This is a genomic window from Paenibacillus sp. J31P190 (assembly GCF_059692075.1).
The window spans coordinates 159,371-179,121 of the sequence record NZ_JCAUAS010000015.1; the positions used below are offsets into that span (position 1 = coordinate 159,371).

The window sequence follows — 19,751 nt, forward strand, 5'->3', positions numbered from 1 at the left end:
CATATAGCTTTAGAAAACGCAAAAAACCATCGCATGATTGCGATGGATCTTAAGGGCGTGACGCGTTCAGGGCCAATGCGGCTTCTTGCTCTAATCCGTGGCGACGGTTAACAGAATATGATTTCCTGATGGATCGACTGCTATATATTCGTTAACAGGATAGCCCAACAGTTCTAGATTCTTTATCGCACCATCTCTAGTTATGTCATCGGCAAATACAATCGTGAAATATTTCAGACCAACGCTGTTACGAGATGGCGCTTGTATGTTTTTACCGTTCCAGATATTTAATCCGATATGATGATGGTATCCTCCACTCGAAATAAAGAGCGCTTGATTGCTTATTTGATAAACAACCTTAAACCCAAGTCCATCCATATAAAATTCCGCTGCTTTAGAGAGGTCTGAAACATGTAGATGGATATGCCCCATAATGGTACCAGAAGGCAAACCCGTGAACTTCTCTCCATTCGCTTCGGACAAAAGACTGCGTAAATCAACGTGTTCAGTTGCCATAGTGACTTGCTCGCCAATCCATTCCCAGCTTTCAGATGGACGATCTACATAAATTTCCATCCCATTCCCGTCTGGGTCTGCCAAGTACAGCGCCTCGCTCACAAGATGATCGGATATTCCTTGTAACGGGTATTTGATATCAATGAAGTGCTGAATAACTTTTGCCAACTCTTTCCGATCCGGCAACAGTATTGCGTAATGATAAAGTCCTGAGCGACGCTGTTCTTTCGGTAAGACATCTGTTGGCTGTTCTAGGGTCACCAGAGCATCCTTTCCATTTAGCGTCATTGAAACTGAGGATCCTGTGCGATCCGAAATTTGAAACCCTAATACCCCTTGGTAGAACGATAATGACTTTTGAAGCTGTTCTACGATTAAATGTACATGACTAACAAATGTATTTGGACGTTGATGAAACTTCTTCATATGAGTACCTCCCATAAGTTTTATCTTTGAAACCTGAATAATTACTTGAACTCTTTATTATCAAGCATAATCAATTGGGAGTTTGACGTTTTCGCGGTCTGTTTCGTATGTTGAACGAGATTAAAAATGTCTTTATACGCTTGTTTTGCCCCTATAACCAATAAGGGCACACCTATGAAATCAATTTTTAACCATCGTGAAAGCATGCCACCACACGTCATCGCAAAAGGCACAGTTGGAGACGTATTGGATAAAATGACTTTTTCGTCGAGAACCTCTTCTTCAATCAGCATATCAATGAGATTAAAAACGCCCGGAACGAGGATTTTAGACCTCCCTCTGCCCATTGTGAATACTTTATTGCCATCCTCATCCTTGCCATGAAAGTAAAATTTCCCTCTGTCTTTATAAACTAGCTTATTGAAATTGTGTGTATTCAGTATTTCATCTTTTGAGGGCTCGTGAGAACCGTCCAATTTATTGAGATGATAAGCTGCAGCTAAAGCTGTTGTATGTGTTCCCCCGAAATCGTTATAAATATAGATCATAGTTCATACCCACCGCCCTGAGAATATTGTATAAAACTTCTTTACTCATTATCTCCTATCATGAATAAAACAACCTTATTCTCGTGCATATTACAGTTTGTTGTATCCTTATAAATAACAGCAAGGGAGCCTTCATGACGATGACAACAAACAGTGGACATCAAGGAGCGCATGGGATCGGCCAAGAGGAAGAACAGTTGAACAATCAGGCACAAGCGGCAGAGCTCATGCAAGGAAAAAATAAGGTAGATCAAGAAATCATTGCTGCTGCAAACGAGCATAGTTCAGAACTAGAGGAAATCATTGAACGTGAGACAACGTAATTAGTAACTAAATAAAGAAATATACAGAGAAGCCACGCACTGAGTGCGTGGTTTTTGTTGTTAGTCCGTCTCTTGGAATTTCCTTTAGGTATGATCAGCTGCATGATCGGGGTCCGTATTTTTTGTTTCTTTGCCAAAAAACAACAAAACGAGTGCTCCGATCACTATCGCTACGAAGAATACCATAAAAATGGAGGTGATTGCTTTATTACTCGCCACCAACAAACCTACCAGGTACGGACCAATGATACCGCCGATACGTCCGATGGATGCGGCAAGCCCAACACCCGTAGAGCGAACTTCGGTAGGGTACAACTCCGGTGTGTAAGCATACATGGCTCCCCATGCACCAAGATTAAAAAAGGATAAACTAACGCCCGCTGCTATCAACAGCCCTTCCGTTTCAGCATTACTGAACCATAATGCGCTTGCTGCTGTTAGCAGCAAATAGGTGACGAGTACAAACTTACGTCCGAATTTCTCAATAAAATAAGCAGCGGTAAAATAACCTGGAAGCTGTGCCAACGTCATAATCAATACATATTGAAAGCTTTTCACAAGGCCAAAACCCTTAAGAACCATGACCGTTGGAAGCCATAGAAACATGCCGTAATAGGAAAATACCACTGTGAACCATAAAATCCAAAGTGTTACGGTCGATCTTCGATATTTAGATGACCATACGGAAGCCATACGTTCGCGGAATGACAATTTCCGACTACGCAGCTCGGTAAATCTAGGTGAATCTTGAATCGATCGTCTGAGGTATAAAGCATATAAGGCCGGCAGCGCACCGATAACAAACGCCGAACGCCAGCCGTATGTAGGAATGACGAAATAAGCAATAAGCGCCGCGACGATCCACCCGCATGCCCAGAAGCTTTCTAGTAGAACCACAGCCCGTCCCCTTTCGTTAACGGGAAATGACTCAGAAACAAGAGTTGATGCGACAGGAAGTTCCCCGCCAAGTCCTACTCCAGTAATGAAACGCAGGATACATAGGATAACAAAGCTAGTCGCAAGAGCAGAGAGTCCGCTAGCAGCTGAGAATACAATAAGCGTCCCAAGCAATACCATACGACGTCCGTATCGGTCAGCAAGGGAGCCTGCTAGTAAAGCTCCTACGGCCATTCCGATCGAATTAATAGCTGCCAGCAGTCCAATCTGCTGTGCACCTAATTTCCATTCGACAGCTAGCGCAGCAACTATAAATGAGATTATACCTACATCCATAGCATCGAATAACCAGCTGATCCCTGTGCTGAAAAGCAACTTTCGTTTTGCCGGTTCACGTAATAAATTTGTTTTATTCACATTCAAAACGCATTCTCCTATTCATCGCATTAGCTTGCCTTATCCTATTTTGTGTTACATCACAGAAAAACACTCCCTCTGCAAATCAATTATCAAACCTCAAGTCGTTCACGCTGCCCATCGGATTAAATGTGACAGATCTAAACATAATATGGGTATCATCGATAGGAGGCCTATAATGAAACATACAAAAAAAATACTAACAGCATTAAGCTGTATACTTGTTTTATCCGGGTGCGGTAAAGGGAATGTTGCCCCTCCAAAAATTGGGGTCTCCACGCAACAAGGCGGTATGGATAGTCGGTTATTGGATCCAAAAATTACAAATCAAGACGTATTGCTTCAACGGGGTGACGCGAACATCGAAATTGAAAAACGGGGCTATCGCGCTCAAAATGCCGCTTCTTCGACTAATAGCTCTATCAAAATCCTCGGAGGAAATCAAGGACTCGTTCAAGTTTGGCCCAATCCTTCTATCCAGCCCAAAGAAGGTAATTATGCAGAAAATGTGATCTCACAAGCGGCTATGTATTATGGAACTCCATATGAATTCAGTTCGGATCGATCGGACCCTTCCACATTTGACTGCTCCGATTTCACGCATTGGGTTTATCTTTCTTCTTTAGGGATGGATATCCCACAAGATTCTCGAAGCCAAGCGTCCTATGTTCAATCTTTTTCCAACCGGACTTACACATCTATCGATCAAGCCCAGCGTGGAGATTTACTTTTCTTCATCAGTTTTAAAGGGACAGATCCGAATAATTACACTGGGATTGATAAATCAATCGAAAACATTACACATGTTGGTCTCTATTTGGGTAATGGTAAAATCATACATACAGCCTCAGCGGCCACAGGTGGCGTACGTATTGATGAAGTTGCCAATAATCATCTAACCTATCGCTTTGTCTTAGGCGGTTCGATACTAAATACTAAATAAGAATGTTCTCGTAAATAAAGAGACGTGTTCTTTTCTGAAGAACACGCCTCTATGTAATTAATCTCTTATAGGAATTAATATTTCAACATTTTCTTCCTCTACATTTTCTTCAAAGTAATATATTTCGATCGGACATGAATGATCCAAAAACTTCTGTTGATATCCGTTTTCTTTCATCCACTCAAATATTCTCGTGTACGCTTCACCTATTGTTTTCGTTGTACAATTTATTTTGGCATAAGTGACGGTGGGGAGCTTAAAACCAATCATCCCTTCGGGTATTAAAGTTAAATCATCCACTTCAAGGCAAGCAAAATAAGTAGCAAATATACCATTACACATATATGGCGAAAAGAGTACTTCCTGATCCTTAGCATTCGTGATCTCATGTCTTCTCTCAGCAAATTGACTTTGTATTTGTAGGGCTGCATCTGGGAAACCTTTTGGAAAATTGGCTGTATGACTCTGACCAACTAATTGATACTCTCTTCTAAGAGTCTCACAGTGAAATTTAATCATCGTTTTATTTTCCAATGTACTCGTCCCTCCTATTGCTTATTTATTTTGTATTAAACCGATCCCATTCCCTACTGGATCCACTAAATAAGCAAGATAAAAATCATCAAATTCCATTTTACCTCTAACAATTTGCGCTCCCGATTCAACGGATTTCGTAAGTGCCTCATCTATGTTGTCAACTTCGATTTGAATTCTTATTCCGTGTGGAAAATCACTGGGTCCCTTAGAAATACCGCCGTTAATGCCAGATTTATCATTATTTCCTGTTGTTACTGGATGGTATCCCCAGTTAGGCTCTGCAATCTTCCAACCAAAAACAGACGAATAAAAACTTGCAGCACGTTCCGGATCTTGACTATTCATTTCAAATAATACAACACGACCCAAATGATTCAACCTCCACAATTGGTATTTATACCCATCTCTATTATACCGAATATTTGTTCCCATGTATATGAAAATATTTCTGGAGCGAACAAAAAAACCGAGCCTTGATGACCAAGGATCGGCTTCTTTTTGTATTAATTATACGTAATCTTTAAACCTAATTCTGAGGCTCTGGCAAGCGCCCCTTCAGAAAATTTAGGTTTCTTATACTTTTCTTCAAACTCTTCTTTAGATAGCGGTGCCCAGATGAAATCTTTATTCTGATAGATCCACGTTTTGGTTCCCCAATCAACGTGAACCGTCCGGCTCGCAACCTTTTTTACGACGCCAATCTCGATAATAACACCTGTTTTACCGAATATTTTGGCACAGTATTTGTTAAGCATTTCGCTCACAACAACACCCCATTCCTATACGTCTGATCTTAGTGAATGTATGATTCTTGAAGCTATTTCAATAGACTGTTCGTCTGCTTGAAATTCATCACGAAAGGAATCTCCCAATACTTCATTAATCGCCTTGCCAAGGGATGGAGCATCCAAATCATCTAGATGTTTCGTGATGTAAATGGTTATTGTTCGCGTTTCACCATCATACTCATCATCCGGACCATCCATCGCTAGAAGCTTTACGGGGTCCCATCTATCGATGTGGTGTTTCACGACCTCCATCATTGGCGTAGGGTCATAAGGTAGGGATTCTAAATACCTATTCTCTTTCATGATTTCCTTTTTAATACTCCAAAGCATAACATTCATTTTCGTCTGATCAGATACTGCTCTAAATTTCAATAGAAAAAGCCTCCTTTACAGGACGCTTTCTCGATCTTCTGTCACAATCTTTTCAGACCGTTCAATTATCGCCCCATTGAAGTTTAGCATTTTCCCTGTACCTTGAGCAATACATTCCATCGGGTGCTCTGCGAGATGAACGGGTACGCCTATGTCTTGCTGAAGCCGTTTATCCAATCCTTCCAGCAATGCGCCGCCCCCACATAACAGAATGCCCTGCTCCATCACATCTCCGGCAAGTTCTGGCGGGCATTTCTCCATCGCGAGTCGAATGCATTCTAGAATCGATTTCACAAAATCATCCATAATCTCGTAAATTTCCAATGATGAAATCGATATTGTTCTAGGCAATCCCTGCATAAGGTCACGCCCTCTTATATCCATCTTCACTTCTTTTACAGGCTTAACAACGGCTGCAACGTTCTTCTTGATTTCCTCCGCAGTCCGTTCACCAATGGCCATATTATAAGTTTTCTTCACATATTCAATGATATCCTGATCGATCGACATGCCACCACGGCGAATCGACTCACTTACGACAATTCCACCTAGTGATATGATGGCTACTTGGCTTGTCCCTCCGCCTATATCAAGGACCATACTGCCAATTGGTTCTGCTACAGGTAGACCAGCGCCCATAGCCGCAGCCAGCGGCTCCTCGATCGTGATAGATCTTCTCGCTCCTTTATGTACAATCATTTCCTCGACGGCGCGCTTTTGCACATTCGTAATGCCACAAGGCACGGAAATCAGCACTTGGAAGCTGCGAAACCATTGATACCCTCTTTTTATTTTGCCTATAAAATATTTCAGCATCGCTAAGGTCATATCGAAGTTGGCTATGACCCCATCTTTTAATGGATAGATGACCTCCACATTAGCCGGAGTTCTCCCTATCATGTCATAGGCTTCCTTGCCAAAAGCTTTAATTTCCCCCGTATCCGTTTGGATGGCGACGACAGACGGCTCTGACAATACAATCCCTTTTTTCTGTTGATAAATTAGTGTGTTACAGGTCCCCAGGTCTACTCCAAACAGTTCTTCCAATCTCTTTAACATGACTCGCTCCTTCTCGCTGTTCAATAGACTATGCCCATAGTAGCGTGTATATTAGTTGATTTTGACTTAACTGCATCTTCATACTTGTTCGCATAAAGCAGCCATTCTAGGGGGGTAACCCAAAAAATGCCGCCCACCATAAAGGTGAGCAGCAATTTTAAATAGGCATAATTTAGTTCGCAGCTGCTGGTTCTGCTACTGCTTTATAAGCTGAGGAGACGTAAGTTACGGCTTTCGCCTCTGTGATTACTTCAGCATACATCGTGTCCGGTTTTGGATCTTGCAGAGTATATGAAATCACCGCTTGACCGTTTTGGTCAAATTTAACATTTTGAATGGCAATGCTGTAACCTGAATTCGGTTTTTGACCTCTTGATAGGGTAACCTTGTTCACTTCATCATTTACTTTCTCCACAGTTACGGACACATCTTCTACAGGTGCCGGTTTTTGGATATGTGTTTCCAAGACGCGAATCGCATTATAGATCCATCCAGCAGCTTCGCCACGAGTGAGTTCGGCCTTAGGATTAAACATACCTGCTTTGTCTAGTTCAGCAATTTTGTAAAGCAGCAATCGCTGTAAAGCGCCTTGATATTCGGGAGTGATCTGAGCTTCATCTTTGATCGGGATAAACATTTTCACTAATGGGAAATTGCCCTTCTTTTCCAAAGCTCGTACGAGCATTTCACCAAATTGTTCACGAGTAATTGTAGCGTTCGGGTTTACATCCTTCGGAATGTTCATACCGTTGTAGTGCGCTATGATAAAGGCATCCGCATACCAAGCATCATTAGGGATGTTGGAAAAGATGTCCGAAGCTACTGGCTGTTTAATGAAACGTAACGTATCTAAATTCAAATTCATGCCTTTAACAATCATTTGAACGGTTTGTGCATAACTAATCTTTCCTTTTGGGACGAAATGATCCTTATCAACACCGCTCACGATTCCGCGATCTTGTAGAGCAGAGATCGCTGCAGCTTGTCCTTCCTCTACATCCGTAAAAGCGAATGCACTGCTAAAAGTCAAACTGCTAACCAATGCTGTTGTCAAAGTTAAAGCTGCTATCTTTTTCATAGTTAATTCTCTCCTTTTAGTTGGTTATCTTATTACACACTCTTAACGTATCGTGCGTGAAAAATGTTTCAGTGATTAAAAAAAAAAAATAAAACCGATGAATACCCCCGGCATAATTACTTTAATTTAAGTTCTATATTCTGCTTCAGATCATGATTTATTCTCCTTAATTCTTTGAACGACATACGTCAAACAATCACTCTTAAGCAAAATTTCGCGCCCATTTCTCTCTATTTTAAATTGCAATGCTTTTAAAGTAGTAAAGGTTACTTCCCAGTCTGAATACGCCGATGATAATAATTGTTTCGCATCATTTGTTGTCAAGTTTAGTTCCATATATGGATCTAATTCCATTCCTGATTCTATATCTATTTCTTGAATATTGGTGCTCATAATAATTTCTTAAGTGCAGATTCAATTATATCAACACAAATGATTTTCCCCGATTGGCGTTCCTTCAGTGACTCAGCAATTGGAATACTGTTTCGGCCTACTCCACAGCCTAGATCTAATACCGTGAGATTTTCTTTAGATTTAAAATGCGTTAGCGTATCCATCACTGTTTTTACAGGTTTTGATAGCCAAGATCCCTCTTCAAATAATTTGTAGTTATCATAACAAGCTTCATGATATTTTCGCTCTTCATCTCTAATGATTTTGATCCTATTATCCATTTATGTTTTCCTCATTTTCATTTGAAATAATTTCACATAAATAAACATTCAGTTTACATTCACATAACTCATAAGTAATAACTCTTTGATAAAATAAAAAGACTATACGTTCCTATTCAAAAACTTTAGTTAGAAAGGAACTAAACTATGCCCCCTAAACAATCTTTCGAAGTCGCTATTAAGAACGATTCTACTTTACGTTATTGGGAAATTTTGAAATCAACTGCCCGCTATGTGCTCTCTCGCACTATTATAAGACGATGGCGCACAGACCGAATTGTACTCCCCAGTTCATCTCGTATCCTGTATGTCGATCCAACGGAAAACCGTGGAAGAATTTTGTATATGACAGGTGGAATGACACAACCAAGGCTGAATCTGTTTTGGAAAACGGCAGTTGCCTCTTTCCGACCAACTTTGATCGTAGACGTAGGTATAAATTATGGCGAATGTCTCTTTTCCGTGACCTATCCCAAGAACAGCAAAGTAATTGGAATTGAAGCCAATCCCAATTTGAAGCCGTATATTGAGCGTTCCAAGAAAATACATCCTAACCGCAAAAGAATTAACACCGTTTATGCTATGGCTTCTAATGAAGTTAGCGAGAAGCAATCGTTCTTCATCAACAAATACTGGTCTGGCCTTTCAACCGCAGCTCTTGGCAACCCCAACGGATCGAAGCATTACCAACAACACGATATTTCAAGCATTACACTTGACTCTTTACTTAGCCAGTATCCGCTGCATAAAGAAAAATTCTTATTTAAAATCGATGTGGAAGGTCACGAAGAGAAGGTCATCCAAGGGATGCTGCAATCCATTAAAAATTGTCCCCAAATGCTTGGATTCATTGAATTTGACAGTAAATATTTAGCCAAAAGTGATACAGATGCGCACGCATTCTTAACTTTTTTACAAGAGCATTTCAACCTTTATGTTTACTTGAACAATCAGGAGCTGTACCATTTCGAACAAATTTCTCTGGAGAAACTGCAACTGTTATTCAAAAAGAAGAATATTCACACGGATATCATATTGACCTCACCGGGCGTGACGATTCCGGAGATCTATTCGCAGATTCTACATTTGAATTAGTAAAGCTTCTTTCATTATAATCTTTAATAAAATCTCTCTCGTTTTTATACCGGTCAAACCGTTCTAATACGTATATGTCCTTCAGGTTAATAAATAATGATATAAATTCCTTGATATTCCCCGCAGCTACCTTTATTTCTTGTCCAAATAACATTGGTTGAATAAAAACTATAGGGGCATCTTCAAGGTTTCCAATTGTTCCGTTATTAGTGAGGAATGCAAGGTGATCCCCGCCAACTCCGGTTCTTCCAAATATGATGGCGTCCAGTGGTGTGCAAGGGTAACCATCATCTTCGTTAAATCTTAGATAGAAACCTAAATACTCGTCAAGAGTGCTTTCATATTCGTTGCGTAACTCTCTATCCAGAAGATATAAGCTCTTTAAGGTTTCAGGCATTTCGTATTTCACAGTCTACATATCCTGCAAAGCATTCTTTAGAGCAAGCCTAGGGTATCCTTCCACTAGCTGCAGACTAACAGAATCATTCAGCCACATATTAAGACCAACAATATTCAGCTCGTTAGAAGGGAGATATTCATCAATCCAATGTTGTGTTATATAAATTTGATCATTTATCGATCCCACGATGCTTCTATTGTGAGTTTTCGTGTAAATAAACTTGTCCATATTCGATAAAAACAAACGAACCTCTTGATCTGTGAATTGATCTGCTCTTAAGACAACCTCTAAATTTTTCAAAAACAAATGATCAAAGTCTTTAAAATGCTCTTTCCTTACTCCATAAAGAACTACCTGGTATCTTGTTAAATCGTTCATTATCATTACACAGTTCTTTCTGCCTACCTTAAACAAATGAGCATGCCAACTATTCAGTGGACTATATCCCACTTCCGGAATTGGCGAAACTGGAAAATTGCTTAAATCAAATAACTTCTTTGTACATGCAATTACAGTCATTCATATTCACTACTTTCTTATAGTTTCTTACTCATTACATACCAGCTATCTGTTCGATCCGGATAAAATTCATGTTCAATCACTTCATATTTTAGCCGCTTATACATAGCTATGTTTTCTGGAATCGATAACCGTACAGCAACTTTTGATTCTTTAATTCCCATTGACAATGCTTTATTTTCTATAAAATTTAATAAAGATTTACATATTCCTCTTCCGCGATATTCCTGTATAACTGAAACTCTCCCAATATATATATAATCTTCAATAAATCTATATCTAGCAGAGCCTACAGCGCAATTTTCATTATATACTAATACGGCTCCACCACCTTCATTAAAAGTATTTATTACATTTTGAATCGTTTCGGAAAGTGCTCCTGAAGGTGGATTGAGTTTCCCACTATATTCCATAAATGATTCTTGCATTGTACGAAATACAATGTCTGCTTCTTCCATTTTTGCTTCTCTAATTTCAAATGACATGTAACACGCTCCATCATTATTCGTGATATTTTATTAACGTTTCTCATGTATCCATTTGTTTAAAATTTCTTTACCAGTTACATTTTCAAACGTTTTTATAAAAAACCATGTAAACCCAGAATAGAAACCTATAAGTGGGTAGCGAAACGATGCTGGTTTATTCCCCTCGAAATAGAAATGTCCTATCCAAGATAAAAGGTAATGTAATACAGCTAGTATCAGCGTTACTTTCAAATCATAAAACAAGAATAGCCAAGCCATAAAAGCCGACATAAAAGCAAAATAGTGCAGTATTCGATTGGTCTTATTCTGATGCTCTTTCAGATAATAATCTAAGTCGCGTTGAACTCGAACTATGAACTTTTTTAGTCTCATCTCAATTCTTCCTCATTTATTAGTGTCCATATCTTTATTTTTCTCATTCACTTTGTTCGAATAGTCTTCAAGTTCCTCTTCAAAATAATTAACATGAGTTATTCCTTTCAGATTGTGGATCAAATTTTCTATAAACTTCCTTTGGTTAAATTCAATAAATCCCAAAATATCCCTGCACAATCTCTTCCCTTTCTCAAAAATTCTTATGGTCATATCAAAATGGACAGCCCCATGTGAAGTAACTGTCCAGTTGGTAACCTTTTTTTCAAACAGGATACGAATAAAACCCTTGACCAGATTTACGCCCCAAACGCCCTGCTTTCACGTACTTCCGCAGAAGTGGACATGGACGATATTTCGAATCTTTAAAACCTTCATAAAGGACTTCCATAATGGATAGGCATGTATCCAACCCGATAAAATCCGCCAACTCTAGCGGTCCCATGGGGTGCTTCATGCCGAGCTTCATCACGGTATCGACCGATTCAACAGATGCAACACCTTCATAAACGGTAAAAACAGCTTCGTTAATCATCGGCATCAAGATACGATTCGATACAAACCCAGGAAAGTCTTTCACTTCCACAGGGGTCTTCCCCATCTTTTCACTCAGCTTATAAACAGCTTCGAACACTTCCTGCGAGGTTTCCAAACCACGGATGACTTCAACTAAAGACATAACCGGCACTGGGTTCATGAAATGCATGCCAATCACCAGGGCCGGACGCTCCGTGACCGCGGCAATTTCGGTAATAGGAAGCGATGATGTATTCGATGCCAAGATTGTCTTTGGCGGGCATATAGCATCCAACTTTTGGAATAATGAAGTTTTCAACTCCATATTCTCGGAAATGGCTTCTATCACAAGATCTACCTGTTCCGCTTGTTCTAAATGCTCCGCCGGTTGTATTCTACTTAGAATTCCAGCCTTCCTTACTTCTGTAAGACCACCTTTCTCAACTCCTCTAGTTAGTTGTTTATTTATTGAAGCTAATCCTTTGTCTATAAACGTCATGGAAATATCATGCAAGAGCACTTTGAAACCCGAAGCAGCAGCAACTTGAACGATACCGCTCCCCATTTGTCCCGCACCTACAACCATGATAGTCTGTATATTCATCTATTCACCCCCGTCACAAGCTTATGGATCTACATGCAAAAGAATAGCGTCTCCTTGAGCTGCACCGCTGCATATCGCGGCTATGCCGTAGCCTCCGCCTTTTCTCCGCAGTTCATGGATCAAAGTCAGTATGATTCGCGCCCCGCTTGCGCCAATGGGATGACCAAGAGCAATCGCCCCCCCATTAACGTTGACTCGCTCCGGATTCCAGCCAAGTAATCTTCCACTAGTCAGCAAAACGGCCGCAAAGGCCTCATTTACTTCGAACCTGTCGATTTGCTCCAACGACAAACCTGTTTGACGCAAAAGCTTCAGAATCGCCAAAGCCGGTGTGGTCGCGATATATGGCGCTCTTTCACCTACAGCAGCGTGACCAGCAATCCTAGCCAGAGGCTTTATCCCCTGCGAAACAGCCTTCGCTTTGGACATGACCACCATGGCAGCTGCTCCGTCATTAACACCCGGGGCGTTCCCAGCTGTTATGGTGCCATCCTTTGTGAACAAAGAAGGTAAAGCGGCAAGCTTTTCAAGACTTGTATCCGCTCTTGGCACTTCGTCTTGACTAATCTCAATCGTTCCACGCTTACTCTCTATGGTTACAGGGACGATTTCCTCCGCAAAATATCCCTTATTCATCGCATCTATGGCACGAATATGACTGCGAAGTGCCCATTCATCCTGTGCTTTACGGCTAATTCCGAACTCTTCGGCAACAGTGCTGCCATGCATAATCATATGCACGTTGTGAAATGAACACCATAAGCCATCATGAATCATGAGATCCACGAGGCTTTGATCTCCCATTCTTGCTCCCCACCGGGCAGTTGGAAGTGCAAAAGGTGCATTACTCATGCTTTCCATCCCGCCGGCTACGATAACATCTGCATCTCCTGAACGTATGATTTGATCAGCCATTGTCACACTTCTCAGCCCAGAAGCGCACACTTTGTTAATGGTCTCCGTCGTCACGCCCCAATCTAAACCGGCCCATCGGGCAGCCTGACGAGAGGGAATTTGTCCCGTTCCTCCCTGCAGCACCATCCCCATAAGTACCTCGTCAATCGTTGCCGGATCGATCGAAGATCGGAGGATTGCCTCTTTGATCGCTGTTCCACCAAGAGTGACGGCTGAGACCTCTTTCAAAGCACCGCCCAATTTACCAAAAGGGGTTCGGGCACCGCCCACAACTACACTTTCCCTCATGGATTCGTCCCCCCATCATTCTCAATAAATGATCGTTTCTTGATCATATTTCTCCAAATAATACTTAACCCGCTGCATGAAACGGCTGCATATCAATCCGTCCACTATCCGGTGATCATAGGAAAGACAAAGGTTAGCTATCGATCGGATCGCAATCATCTCCTGAATAACTACGGGCTTACGTACAATGGACTCAAATGTCAGTATAGCCGCCTGCGGATTATTATTGATTGGACATGAAAGCAAGGATCCAACCGAGCCGGTGTTGCTAAATATAAATGAACCCTCAACTAAATCGGTAGGCAGCAAGGAACCACTTCGCGCCCTGTTGACCAACTCATACAGCTCAATTGCGATTCCTGCAATGGATTTACGATCCGCATGATAGATCACGGGTGTTACGACGGTATCGTTGGCAATAGCAACAATTATGGATAGGTTGATATCCTTTTTGACAAGAATGCTGCCCGAGTGCCAGGTTGAATTCAGTACGGGGAACTCCTTCAAAGCATTCACGATCGGTTTCATTACGAATGGGCTAAGCGATAGCGGGACGCCCTCTCTACGCATAAAATCGTCTTTCAACTCTTGCCGCAAGGCGACGAGGTTACTGACATCCACTTCGATCATCATCCAAGCGCGGAGATTTTCAGAGATACTCTGCATACCCAGCCTCCTTCAGATTTCCGCTAATTGGCGCATGGCTTCTTTGACGATGTCCACATTCGGCAGATAAAACTTCTCTAAGGTTGGCGCCATGCCAACAGGAGGAATATCGGGAGGGCAGCATCTCATAATAGGTGCATCCAATTCGTACAACAGGTGTTCCGCTATTAAAGCCGATATTTCAGCCCCAATGCCACCTGTTTTATTATCTTCGTGTACGATCAATACTTTACCGGTTTTGGCTGCCGCCTCATAAATAGCAGGCTTATCGAGCGGATGCAGCGTCCGCAAATCCAATATCTCGGTACTTACCCCTTCTTGCTCTAGCTCAAACGCAGCTTTAATTGCATAGTGCACCGACAAACCGTAGGCAATCACTGTGATATCCGTACCCTCGCGCCTTATGGTTGCCTTGCCAATAGGAACGGTGTAATCTTCTTCAGGTACTTCATCTGATATCGATAGATAGCACTTCTTATGTTCGAAAAAAAGGACCGGATCCTCATCACGTACGGCCGCTTTCAGCAAACCTTTGGCATCATAGGCCGTAGACGGCGCAACAATCTTGAGTCCAGGAGTGCCAAAAAAGACCGACTCCGGACACTGTGAGTGATATAATCCACCCCCGCCTGTCGCGCCGTAAGGTGCGCGAATGACGATTGGACATTGCCAGTCATTGTTCGAGCGATAACGGATTTTCGCTGCCTCGCTTATGATTTGATTAGCCGCAGGGAATATAAAATCGGCAAACTGGATTTCCGCAATCGGCCTCATCCCGACCATAGCCGCTCCAATCGCAACACCCACAATGGCAGATTCAGAGAGAGGCGTGTCAAGGACTCTCAATTCACCAAACCGATCGCGCATGCCTTTGGTCGCATTCAAAACGCCGCCCTTCCCAATATCTTCTCCGAGCACAAAAACATGCTCATCGCGTTCCATTTCCTCCACCATCGCACGGCGAATAGCCTCCAAATACGTTAAGATTGGCATTTAAGTATCACCCCCATCTTCCGCATAAACATGCCGTAATACATCCTCGGGAGCCGGATAAGGGGCTTTTTCAGCATATTTCGTTGCTTCATTCACTTCTTTTGTAATACTCTCATTCAGCACTTGTTCGATTTCTTCAGACATAACGCCGCATTCGATCAAATAACGGCGAAACCGCTGCAAGCCGTCCTGCTCCTTGTGGTACTCTACCTCTTCTTTCGTCCGGTACAGCATATCGTCATCCGCTGTGGAATGCGGCGGGATCCGATAAAGCATCGCTTCAATCAATGTCGGCCCATACCCGCGAACAGCACGCTCCCTCGCTTCTTTGACCGCGCGATACACTTCCAGAGTGTCATTGCCGTCAACACGCTGACCTGGAAAGCCATAACCTGCGGCACGATCAACAACGCGTCCGGCCACTTGTCTATGCGCAGGAATGGAAATAGCATACTGGTTATTTTCACAAAGGAAGATAACGGGCAGTTTGAATACACCGGCAAAATTGAACGCTTCGTGCACATCCCCTTGATTGCTCGCCCCTTCGCCAAAGCTGACGAAAGCGACATGATCTTCCTTTTTCATCATGGCCGTCAGTGCGATGCCGACAGCGTGTAGGGCCTGCGTAGCAACCGGACTTGATCCGGAAACAATATGATGCTTCTTATAGCCAAAATGCCCTGGCATTTGCCTGCCTCCGTTAATGTCCTCCGCTTTAAATAAGGCTGCCAGCATGAGTTCACGCACGGTCATACCCACCGTTAAGACAAAGGCATAATCCCTGTAATAAGGCAGAAAATAGTCATGCTGCTTATTTAATGCGAACGCCGCTGCTACCTGGGTCGCTTCTTGACCCACACTAGAGATATGAAAGGCCGTTTTTCCTGACCGTTGAAGAAGTGTGGCTCGCTCGTCAAACTTCCTCGCTTTGAGCATGAAGGTATACATTTTCAGCACCTGTTCATCGGTTAAACCGAGCTGTTGATGTTTGGTAACTTGCTGAGAAGACATAGGAACCCTCCTCTCTCCTGCTGCTACATATTTCTGCGATATTGCCCGCCTACCTGATAAAGCGCATGGGTAATTTGCCCCAAGCTTGCTGTCTTGACCGTTTCCATCAATTCGGCGAAAATATTGCCGCCAACAAGCGCAATTTGCTGCAGCTTTACCAAAGCCTCGGGTGATTCTGCTTGGTGCCTCAAGAGAAACTCCCTGAGATTCGTAATTTGCTGCTCTTTTTCTTTCGACGTTGCGCGAGCTAGCGGGATATTCATGTCCTCATCTTTGGCAGGATTGGGAGAAAGGAACGTATTTACGCCAATAATGGGCAGCTCGCCATGATGTTTTTTCATTTCATACAGCATCGATTCATTCTGGATTTTACCCCTTTGATACTGAGACTCCATAGCTCCGAGAACACCTCCTCTTTCGCTAATTCGTTCTAATTCCTGCAGCACAGCCTCCTCAACCAAATCGGTTAATTCCTCGATGATAAACGAGCCCTGCAGCATGTTTTCGTTTTTAACGAAACCAAGCTCTTTTGTAATGATTAATTGAATCGCCATCGCTCGACGTACGGATTCCTCCGTTGGTGTTGTAATAGCCTCGTCATATGAATTTGTATGCAGTGAGTTGCAGTTATCAAGAAGGGCCATCAGCGCTTGCAGCGTGGTTCGGATATCATTAAAATCAATTTCCTGAGCATGCAGAGAACGCCCCGACGTTTGGATATGATATTTCAGCTTTTGACTGCGCTCATTAGCGTTGTATTTGTTCTTCATAACTGTTGCCCAAATTCGTCGCGCCACTCGTCCAATCACCGTATATTCGGGATCGAGACCATTGCTGAAAAAGAAGGACAGATTCGGTGCGAAGTCATCAATCGGCATGCCTCTAGCCAAATAATACTCAACATAAGTAAATCCGTTAGCTAGTGTAAAAGCGAGCTGTGAAATCGGATTCGCCCCAGCCTCGGCAATATGATAGCCCGAAATAGAGACCGAGTAATAATTACGTACCTCATGATCGATAAAATATTGCTGAATATCGCCCATCATCCGCAGTGCGAACTCTGTGGAAAAAATGCACGTATTTTGCCCCTGATCTTCCTTCAAAATGTCAGCCTGTACCGTCCCCCTCACCGATTTCAGAGTCTGCTTGCGAATCTGGTTCGCCTCATCATCGTTTGGCAGCCTGCCATTTTCCCGGGAAAAGTGTTCGATCTGGAAATCGATCGCCGTGTTCATGTACATCGCGAGAAGAATCGGTGCAGGTCCGTTTATTGTCATTGAAACCGAAGTCAAAGGATCACACAGATCGAACCCGGCATACAGCTTTTTCATATCGTCTAGTGAACAGACACTAACCCCGCTCTCACCGATCTTGCCGTAAATGTCCTGACGTTCATCGGGATCTTCTCCATATAAAGTGACGGAATCGAAAGCGGTGCTGAGACGCTTGGCTTGATCATTCTGCGACAAATAATGAAATCGCAAATTGGTGCGTTCCGGCGTCCCTTCGCCTGCAAACTGACGCTTGGGGTCCTCCGCTGTTCGTTTGAAAGGAAATACACCTGCTGTAAAGGGAAATTCCCCCGGAACATTCTCACGGTACATCCAGCGAATGAGGTCTCCTGCATCTCGGTATTTGGGCAGGCTCACCTTCGGGATATCCAGCCCTGATAAGCTTGACGTTGTTAGCTCTGTTACAAATTCTTTATCCCTTACTCGGGTTGTTAATGTTTTGCCTGTGTATTTTCTTTGCAGCTCCGGCCATTGGGCGAGTAGGTGGAGAGTTTCTTTTTGCATACGCGTCTCTACATTCATCTTAAGTGTTTGCAGCACAGATATATTTTCGTCTGCTCCAAGCTCCTGCTGTAGGGCTGTTATCGCCCCTTCAATTCGGTAGCAGCTAGTGGCCAGCTCGGCTTCCCTTTCTGCATACGTATGATACGCCCGTACCGTATTCGCGATTTCTCCTAAATATTGTGTGCGGTCAGTTGGTATGATGACATGTGTCTTAGCAGCAGCATGACCAGTTGAAAATCCATGAACTGGCCACTGCAAAGCACATTTTCGATTCAAGGTATCGATGAGTGCACGAAACATTGCATCCACGCCCGAATCGTTAAATTGACTAGCCATCGTTCCATAGACAGGCATGGTTTCATAATTCAAATCAAATAAACCATGATTTCTCTGAACTTGCTTCTTCACATCTCGAAGTGCATCCGCAGAGCCTCTTCTGTCGAATTTATTAATCGCGATCAGATCCGCGTAATCAAGCATATCAATCTTCTCTAATTGCGAAGGCGCACCGAATTCGCTTGTCATCACATAGAGCGACACATCGGCTACTTCGGTAATCTGATGATCACCTTGACCAATTCCGCTGGTTTCCACCAAAACAAGATCAAAACCGGACGCCTTCAAGATGGCAATGGCAGGAGTGATTGCAATGGATAGTTCATTGCCCGATCCCCGTGTAGCCATACTTCTCATATACACGCGATCATTGTGAACAGCATTCATGCGGATGCGATCCCCAAGCAAAGCACCGCCGCTTCGCTGCTTGGTTGGATCGACCGATAGGATAGCGATCGTTTTATCCGGGTACTGACGCAGGAAACGCTGGACTAATTCATCGGTTAGGGAGCTTTTACCCGCTCCTCCCGTGCCTGTGATGCCAACAACTGGACATGTGGCCCCATTTGACAGTTTACTTAATGTCTCTATCTCCGATTTCGCTTCCCTGCTTTCACAAGCTAGTTCAACAGCTGTAATGAAGCGGGCTATCGACCTATGATCTTTGATTTGCCCTAATCCGTTTTCATCGCCTACTTCGTAGCCTTGGGCATAACCAGAAACCGTACTAAAATCACACTCCTTCATCATGAAGTTAATCATCCCTTGCAAGCCAAGCTCCCTTCCATCATCAGGCGAAAATAGGCGAGTAACGCCGTAGTCATGCAGCATTTTGATTTCCGAAGGAAGGATCACACCTCCTCCGCCACCGAAGACTTTGATCTCCGTCGCCCCTTTTTCCCGCAATAAATCAAGCATATAAGTAAAAAACTCGACATGCCCGCCTTGATACGATGAAACGGCAATTCCCTGAACGTCCTCCTGAATAGCTGCCTGCACAATTTCCCTTACGGATCGGTTATGCCCAAGATGAATGACCTCCGCTCCACTGGCTTGAAGAATGCGCCGCATAATCGTAATAGACACATCGTGGCCGTCAAATAAAGCAGAAGCCGTTACGAATCTCACTTTATGCTTCGCACGATAGTTGGTTTCCGAACCAGTTGACACGGCT

General features: G+C 42.9%; 22 protein-coding genes and 1 pseudogene. 3 read left to right on the forward strand and 20 right to left on the reverse strand.

The annotated features are described in order from the left end of the window. Positions 1-90 precede the first annotated feature (90 nt). Entirely contained in the window at positions 91-942 is an 852-nt protein-coding gene (locus AC58U0_RS24100; RefSeq protein ID WP_497381478.1) for a VOC family protein, read from the reverse strand. A gap of 41 nt (positions 943-983) precedes the next feature. Next, on the reverse strand, positions 984-1,490 hold the full coding sequence (locus tag AC58U0_RS24105; protein ID WP_497381479.1) for a DUF3189 family protein: 507 nt from the start codon (positions 1,488-1,490) through the stop codon (positions 984-986). 140 nt (positions 1,491-1,630) lie between these two features. Here AC58U0_RS24105 and AC58U0_RS24110 point away from each other — a divergent pair, with 140 nt between their 5' ends. Continuing rightward, positions 1,631-1,813 carry a hypothetical protein gene (locus AC58U0_RS24110; RefSeq protein ID WP_057301423.1) on the forward strand — a complete coding sequence of 61 codons (183 nt, stop codon included), beginning with the start codon at positions 1,631-1,633 and terminating at the stop codon, positions 1,811-1,813. Between the two features lie 84 nt (positions 1,814-1,897). On the opposite strand, the gene AC58U0_RS24115 is transcribed toward AC58U0_RS24110, so the two are convergent. After that, positions 1,898-3,133 (reverse strand): MFS transporter, encoded by a 1,236-nt coding sequence (locus AC58U0_RS24115; protein ID WP_497381480.1) that lies wholly within the window; start codon positions 3,131-3,133, stop codon positions 1,898-1,900. 172 nt (positions 3,134-3,305) lie between these two features. On the opposite strand from AC58U0_RS24115, the gene AC58U0_RS24120 reads away from it, so the two are divergent. After that, positions 3,306-4,070 carry a C40 family peptidase gene (locus AC58U0_RS24120; protein WP_497381481.1) on the forward strand — a complete coding sequence of 255 codons (765 nt, stop codon included), beginning with the start codon at positions 3,306-3,308 and terminating at the stop codon, positions 4,068-4,070. A 57-nt stretch (positions 4,071-4,127) separates the two neighbouring features. Here AC58U0_RS24120 and AC58U0_RS24125 read toward each other — a convergent pair whose 3' ends face one another. The 7 genes and pseudogenes from AC58U0_RS24125 to AC58U0_RS24155 form a co-directional block, all read right to left on the reverse strand. Continuing rightward, positions 4,128-4,604: a GyrI-like domain-containing protein gene (locus AC58U0_RS24125; protein ID WP_497381482.1), complete on the reverse strand. Its 477-nt coding sequence runs from the start codon at positions 4,602-4,604 to the stop codon at positions 4,128-4,130. Between the two features lie 21 nt (positions 4,605-4,625). Next, positions 4,626-4,976, reverse strand: coding sequence for a VOC family protein (locus AC58U0_RS24130; protein WP_497381483.1), 351 nt, complete (start codon positions 4,974-4,976; stop codon positions 4,626-4,628). A 134-nt stretch (positions 4,977-5,110) separates the two neighbouring features. Next, positions 5,111-5,371: a hypothetical protein gene (locus AC58U0_RS24135; protein WP_057301426.1), complete on the reverse strand. Its 261-nt coding sequence runs from the start codon at positions 5,369-5,371 to the stop codon at positions 5,111-5,113. Between the two features lie 15 nt (positions 5,372-5,386). Next, positions 5,387-5,767 (reverse strand): hypothetical protein, encoded by a 381-nt coding sequence (locus tag AC58U0_RS24140; RefSeq protein WP_497381484.1) that lies wholly within the window; start codon positions 5,765-5,767, stop codon positions 5,387-5,389. A 15-nt stretch (positions 5,768-5,782) separates the two neighbouring features. Next, positions 5,783-6,826 carry a rod shape-determining protein gene (locus AC58U0_RS24145; RefSeq protein WP_497381485.1) on the reverse strand — a complete coding sequence of 348 codons (1,044 nt, stop codon included), beginning with the start codon at positions 6,824-6,826 and terminating at the stop codon, positions 5,783-5,785. Between the two features lie 172 nt (positions 6,827-6,998). Beyond that, positions 6,999-7,904 (reverse strand): S-layer homology domain-containing protein, encoded by a 906-nt coding sequence (locus AC58U0_RS24150; RefSeq protein ID WP_497381486.1) that lies wholly within the window; start codon positions 7,902-7,904, stop codon positions 6,999-7,001. A gap of 150 nt (positions 7,905-8,054) precedes the next feature. After that, positions 8,055-8,578 (reverse strand): annotated as a pseudogene (locus AC58U0_RS24155) (methyltransferase domain-containing protein). A gap of 147 nt (positions 8,579-8,725) precedes the next feature. Between AC58U0_RS24155 and AC58U0_RS24160 the strand changes: the two are divergent. Beyond that, positions 8,726-9,673: an FkbM family methyltransferase gene (locus AC58U0_RS24160; protein WP_497381487.1), complete on the forward strand. Its 948-nt coding sequence runs from the start codon at positions 8,726-8,728 to the stop codon at positions 9,671-9,673. Here AC58U0_RS24160 and AC58U0_RS24165 read toward each other — a convergent pair. The 10 genes from AC58U0_RS24165 to icmF all read right to left on the reverse strand — a co-directional run bounded on the left by AC58U0_RS24165 (position 9,609) and on the right by icmF (position 19,747). Continuing rightward, positions 9,609-10,082 carry a hypothetical protein gene (locus AC58U0_RS24165; protein ID WP_497381488.1) on the reverse strand — a complete coding sequence of 158 codons (474 nt, stop codon included), beginning with the start codon at positions 10,080-10,082 and terminating at the stop codon, positions 9,609-9,611. The genes AC58U0_RS24160 and AC58U0_RS24165 overlap by 65 nt on opposite strands. A gap of 3 nt (positions 10,083-10,085) precedes the next feature. Then, a complete protein-coding gene (locus AC58U0_RS24170) occupies positions 10,086-10,592 on the reverse strand; it encodes a DUF6933 domain-containing protein (RefSeq protein ID WP_497381489.1) in 507 nt (168 codons plus the stop codon). Positions 10,593-10,609: 17 nt separating this feature from the next. Beyond that, positions 10,610-11,077 (reverse strand): GNAT family N-acetyltransferase, encoded by a 468-nt coding sequence (locus AC58U0_RS24175; protein ID WP_497381490.1) that lies wholly within the window; start codon positions 11,075-11,077, stop codon positions 10,610-10,612. Positions 11,078-11,110: 33 nt separating this feature from the next. Further along, complete coding sequence (locus AC58U0_RS24180; protein ID WP_497381491.1) at positions 11,111-11,452, reverse strand: DUF962 domain-containing protein; 342 nt, start codon at positions 11,450-11,452, stop codon at positions 11,111-11,113. A gap of 265 nt (positions 11,453-11,717) precedes the next feature. Continuing rightward, positions 11,718-12,572: a 3-hydroxybutyryl-CoA dehydrogenase gene (locus AC58U0_RS24185; RefSeq protein ID WP_497381492.1), complete on the reverse strand. Its 855-nt coding sequence runs from the start codon at positions 12,570-12,572 to the stop codon at positions 11,718-11,720. 21 nt (positions 12,573-12,593) lie between these two features. Next, positions 12,594-13,775, reverse strand: coding sequence for an acetyl-CoA C-acetyltransferase (locus AC58U0_RS24190; RefSeq protein ID WP_497381493.1), 1,182 nt, complete (start codon positions 13,773-13,775; stop codon positions 12,594-12,596). Between the two features lie 21 nt (positions 13,776-13,796). Continuing rightward, positions 13,797-14,441 (reverse strand): 2-oxo acid dehydrogenase subunit E2, encoded by a 645-nt coding sequence (locus tag AC58U0_RS24195; RefSeq protein WP_497381494.1) that lies wholly within the window; start codon positions 14,439-14,441, stop codon positions 13,797-13,799. Positions 14,442-14,453: 12 nt separating this feature from the next. Continuing rightward, positions 14,454-15,434: an alpha-ketoacid dehydrogenase subunit beta gene (locus tag AC58U0_RS24200; RefSeq protein ID WP_497381495.1), complete on the reverse strand. Its 981-nt coding sequence runs from the start codon at positions 15,432-15,434 to the stop codon at positions 14,454-14,456. Further along, on the reverse strand, positions 15,435-16,445 hold the full coding sequence (locus tag AC58U0_RS24205; RefSeq protein ID WP_497381496.1) for a thiamine pyrophosphate-dependent dehydrogenase E1 component subunit alpha: 1,011 nt from the start codon (positions 16,443-16,445) through the stop codon (positions 15,435-15,437). It abuts the gene before it with no gap. Positions 16,446-16,468: 23 nt separating this feature from the next. After that, on the reverse strand, positions 16,469-19,747 hold the full coding sequence (icmF, locus tag AC58U0_RS24210; protein WP_497381497.1) for a fused isobutyryl-CoA mutase/GTPase IcmF: 3,279 nt from the start codon (positions 19,745-19,747) through the stop codon (positions 16,469-16,471). Positions 19,748-19,751 lie beyond the last annotated feature (4 nt).

Excerpts from the sequence above, each read along its gene's own strand:
- AC58U0_RS24120 (WP_497381481.1), top strand. The coding sequence starts at position 3,306 with ATGAAACATACAAAAAAAATACTAACAGCATTAAGCTGTATACTTGTT.
- AC58U0_RS24100 (WP_497381478.1), bottom strand. The coding sequence starts at position 942 with ATGAAGAAGTTTCATCAACGTCCAAATACATTTGTTAGTCATGTACAT.
- AC58U0_RS24160 (WP_497381487.1), top strand. The coding sequence starts at position 8,726 with ATGCCCCCTAAACAATCTTTCGAAGTCGCTATTAAGAACGATTCTACT.
- AC58U0_RS24195 (WP_497381494.1), bottom strand. The coding sequence starts at position 14,441 with ATGCAGAGTATCTCTGAAAATCTCCGCGCTTGGATGATGATCGAAGTG.
- AC58U0_RS24150 (WP_497381486.1), bottom strand. The coding sequence starts at position 7,904 with ATGAAAAAGATAGCAGCTTTAACTTTGACAACAGCATTGGTTAGCAGT.
- AC58U0_RS24110 (WP_057301423.1), top strand. The coding sequence starts at position 1,631 with ATGACAACAAACAGTGGACATCAAGGAGCGCATGGGATCGGCCAAGAG.
- AC58U0_RS24200 (WP_497381495.1), bottom strand. The coding sequence starts at position 15,434 with ATGCCAATCTTAACGTATTTGGAGGCTATTCGCCGTGCGATGGTGGAG.
- AC58U0_RS24170 (WP_497381489.1), bottom strand. The coding sequence starts at position 10,592 with ATGACTGTAATTGCATGTACAAAGAAGTTATTTGATTTAAGCAATTTT.
- AC58U0_RS24190 (WP_497381493.1), bottom strand. The coding sequence starts at position 13,775 with ATGAGGGAAAGTGTAGTTGTGGGCGGTGCCCGAACCCCTTTTGGTAAA.
- AC58U0_RS24185 (WP_497381492.1), bottom strand. The coding sequence starts at position 12,572 with ATGAATATACAGACTATCATGGTTGTAGGTGCGGGACAAATGGGGAGC.
- AC58U0_RS24105 (WP_497381479.1), bottom strand. The coding sequence starts at position 1,490 with ATGATCTATATTTATAACGATTTCGGGGGAACACATACAACAGCTTTA.
- AC58U0_RS24205 (WP_497381496.1), bottom strand. The coding sequence starts at position 16,445 with ATGTCTTCTCAGCAAGTTACCAAACATCAACAGCTCGGTTTAACCGAT.
- AC58U0_RS24180 (WP_497381491.1), bottom strand. The coding sequence starts at position 11,452 with ATGAGACTAAAAAAGTTCATAGTTCGAGTTCAACGCGACTTAGATTAT.
- AC58U0_RS24175 (WP_497381490.1), bottom strand. The coding sequence starts at position 11,077 with ATGTCATTTGAAATTAGAGAAGCAAAAATGGAAGAAGCAGACATTGTA.
- AC58U0_RS24145 (WP_497381485.1), bottom strand. The coding sequence starts at position 6,826 with ATGTTAAAGAGATTGGAAGAACTGTTTGGAGTAGACCTGGGGACCTGT.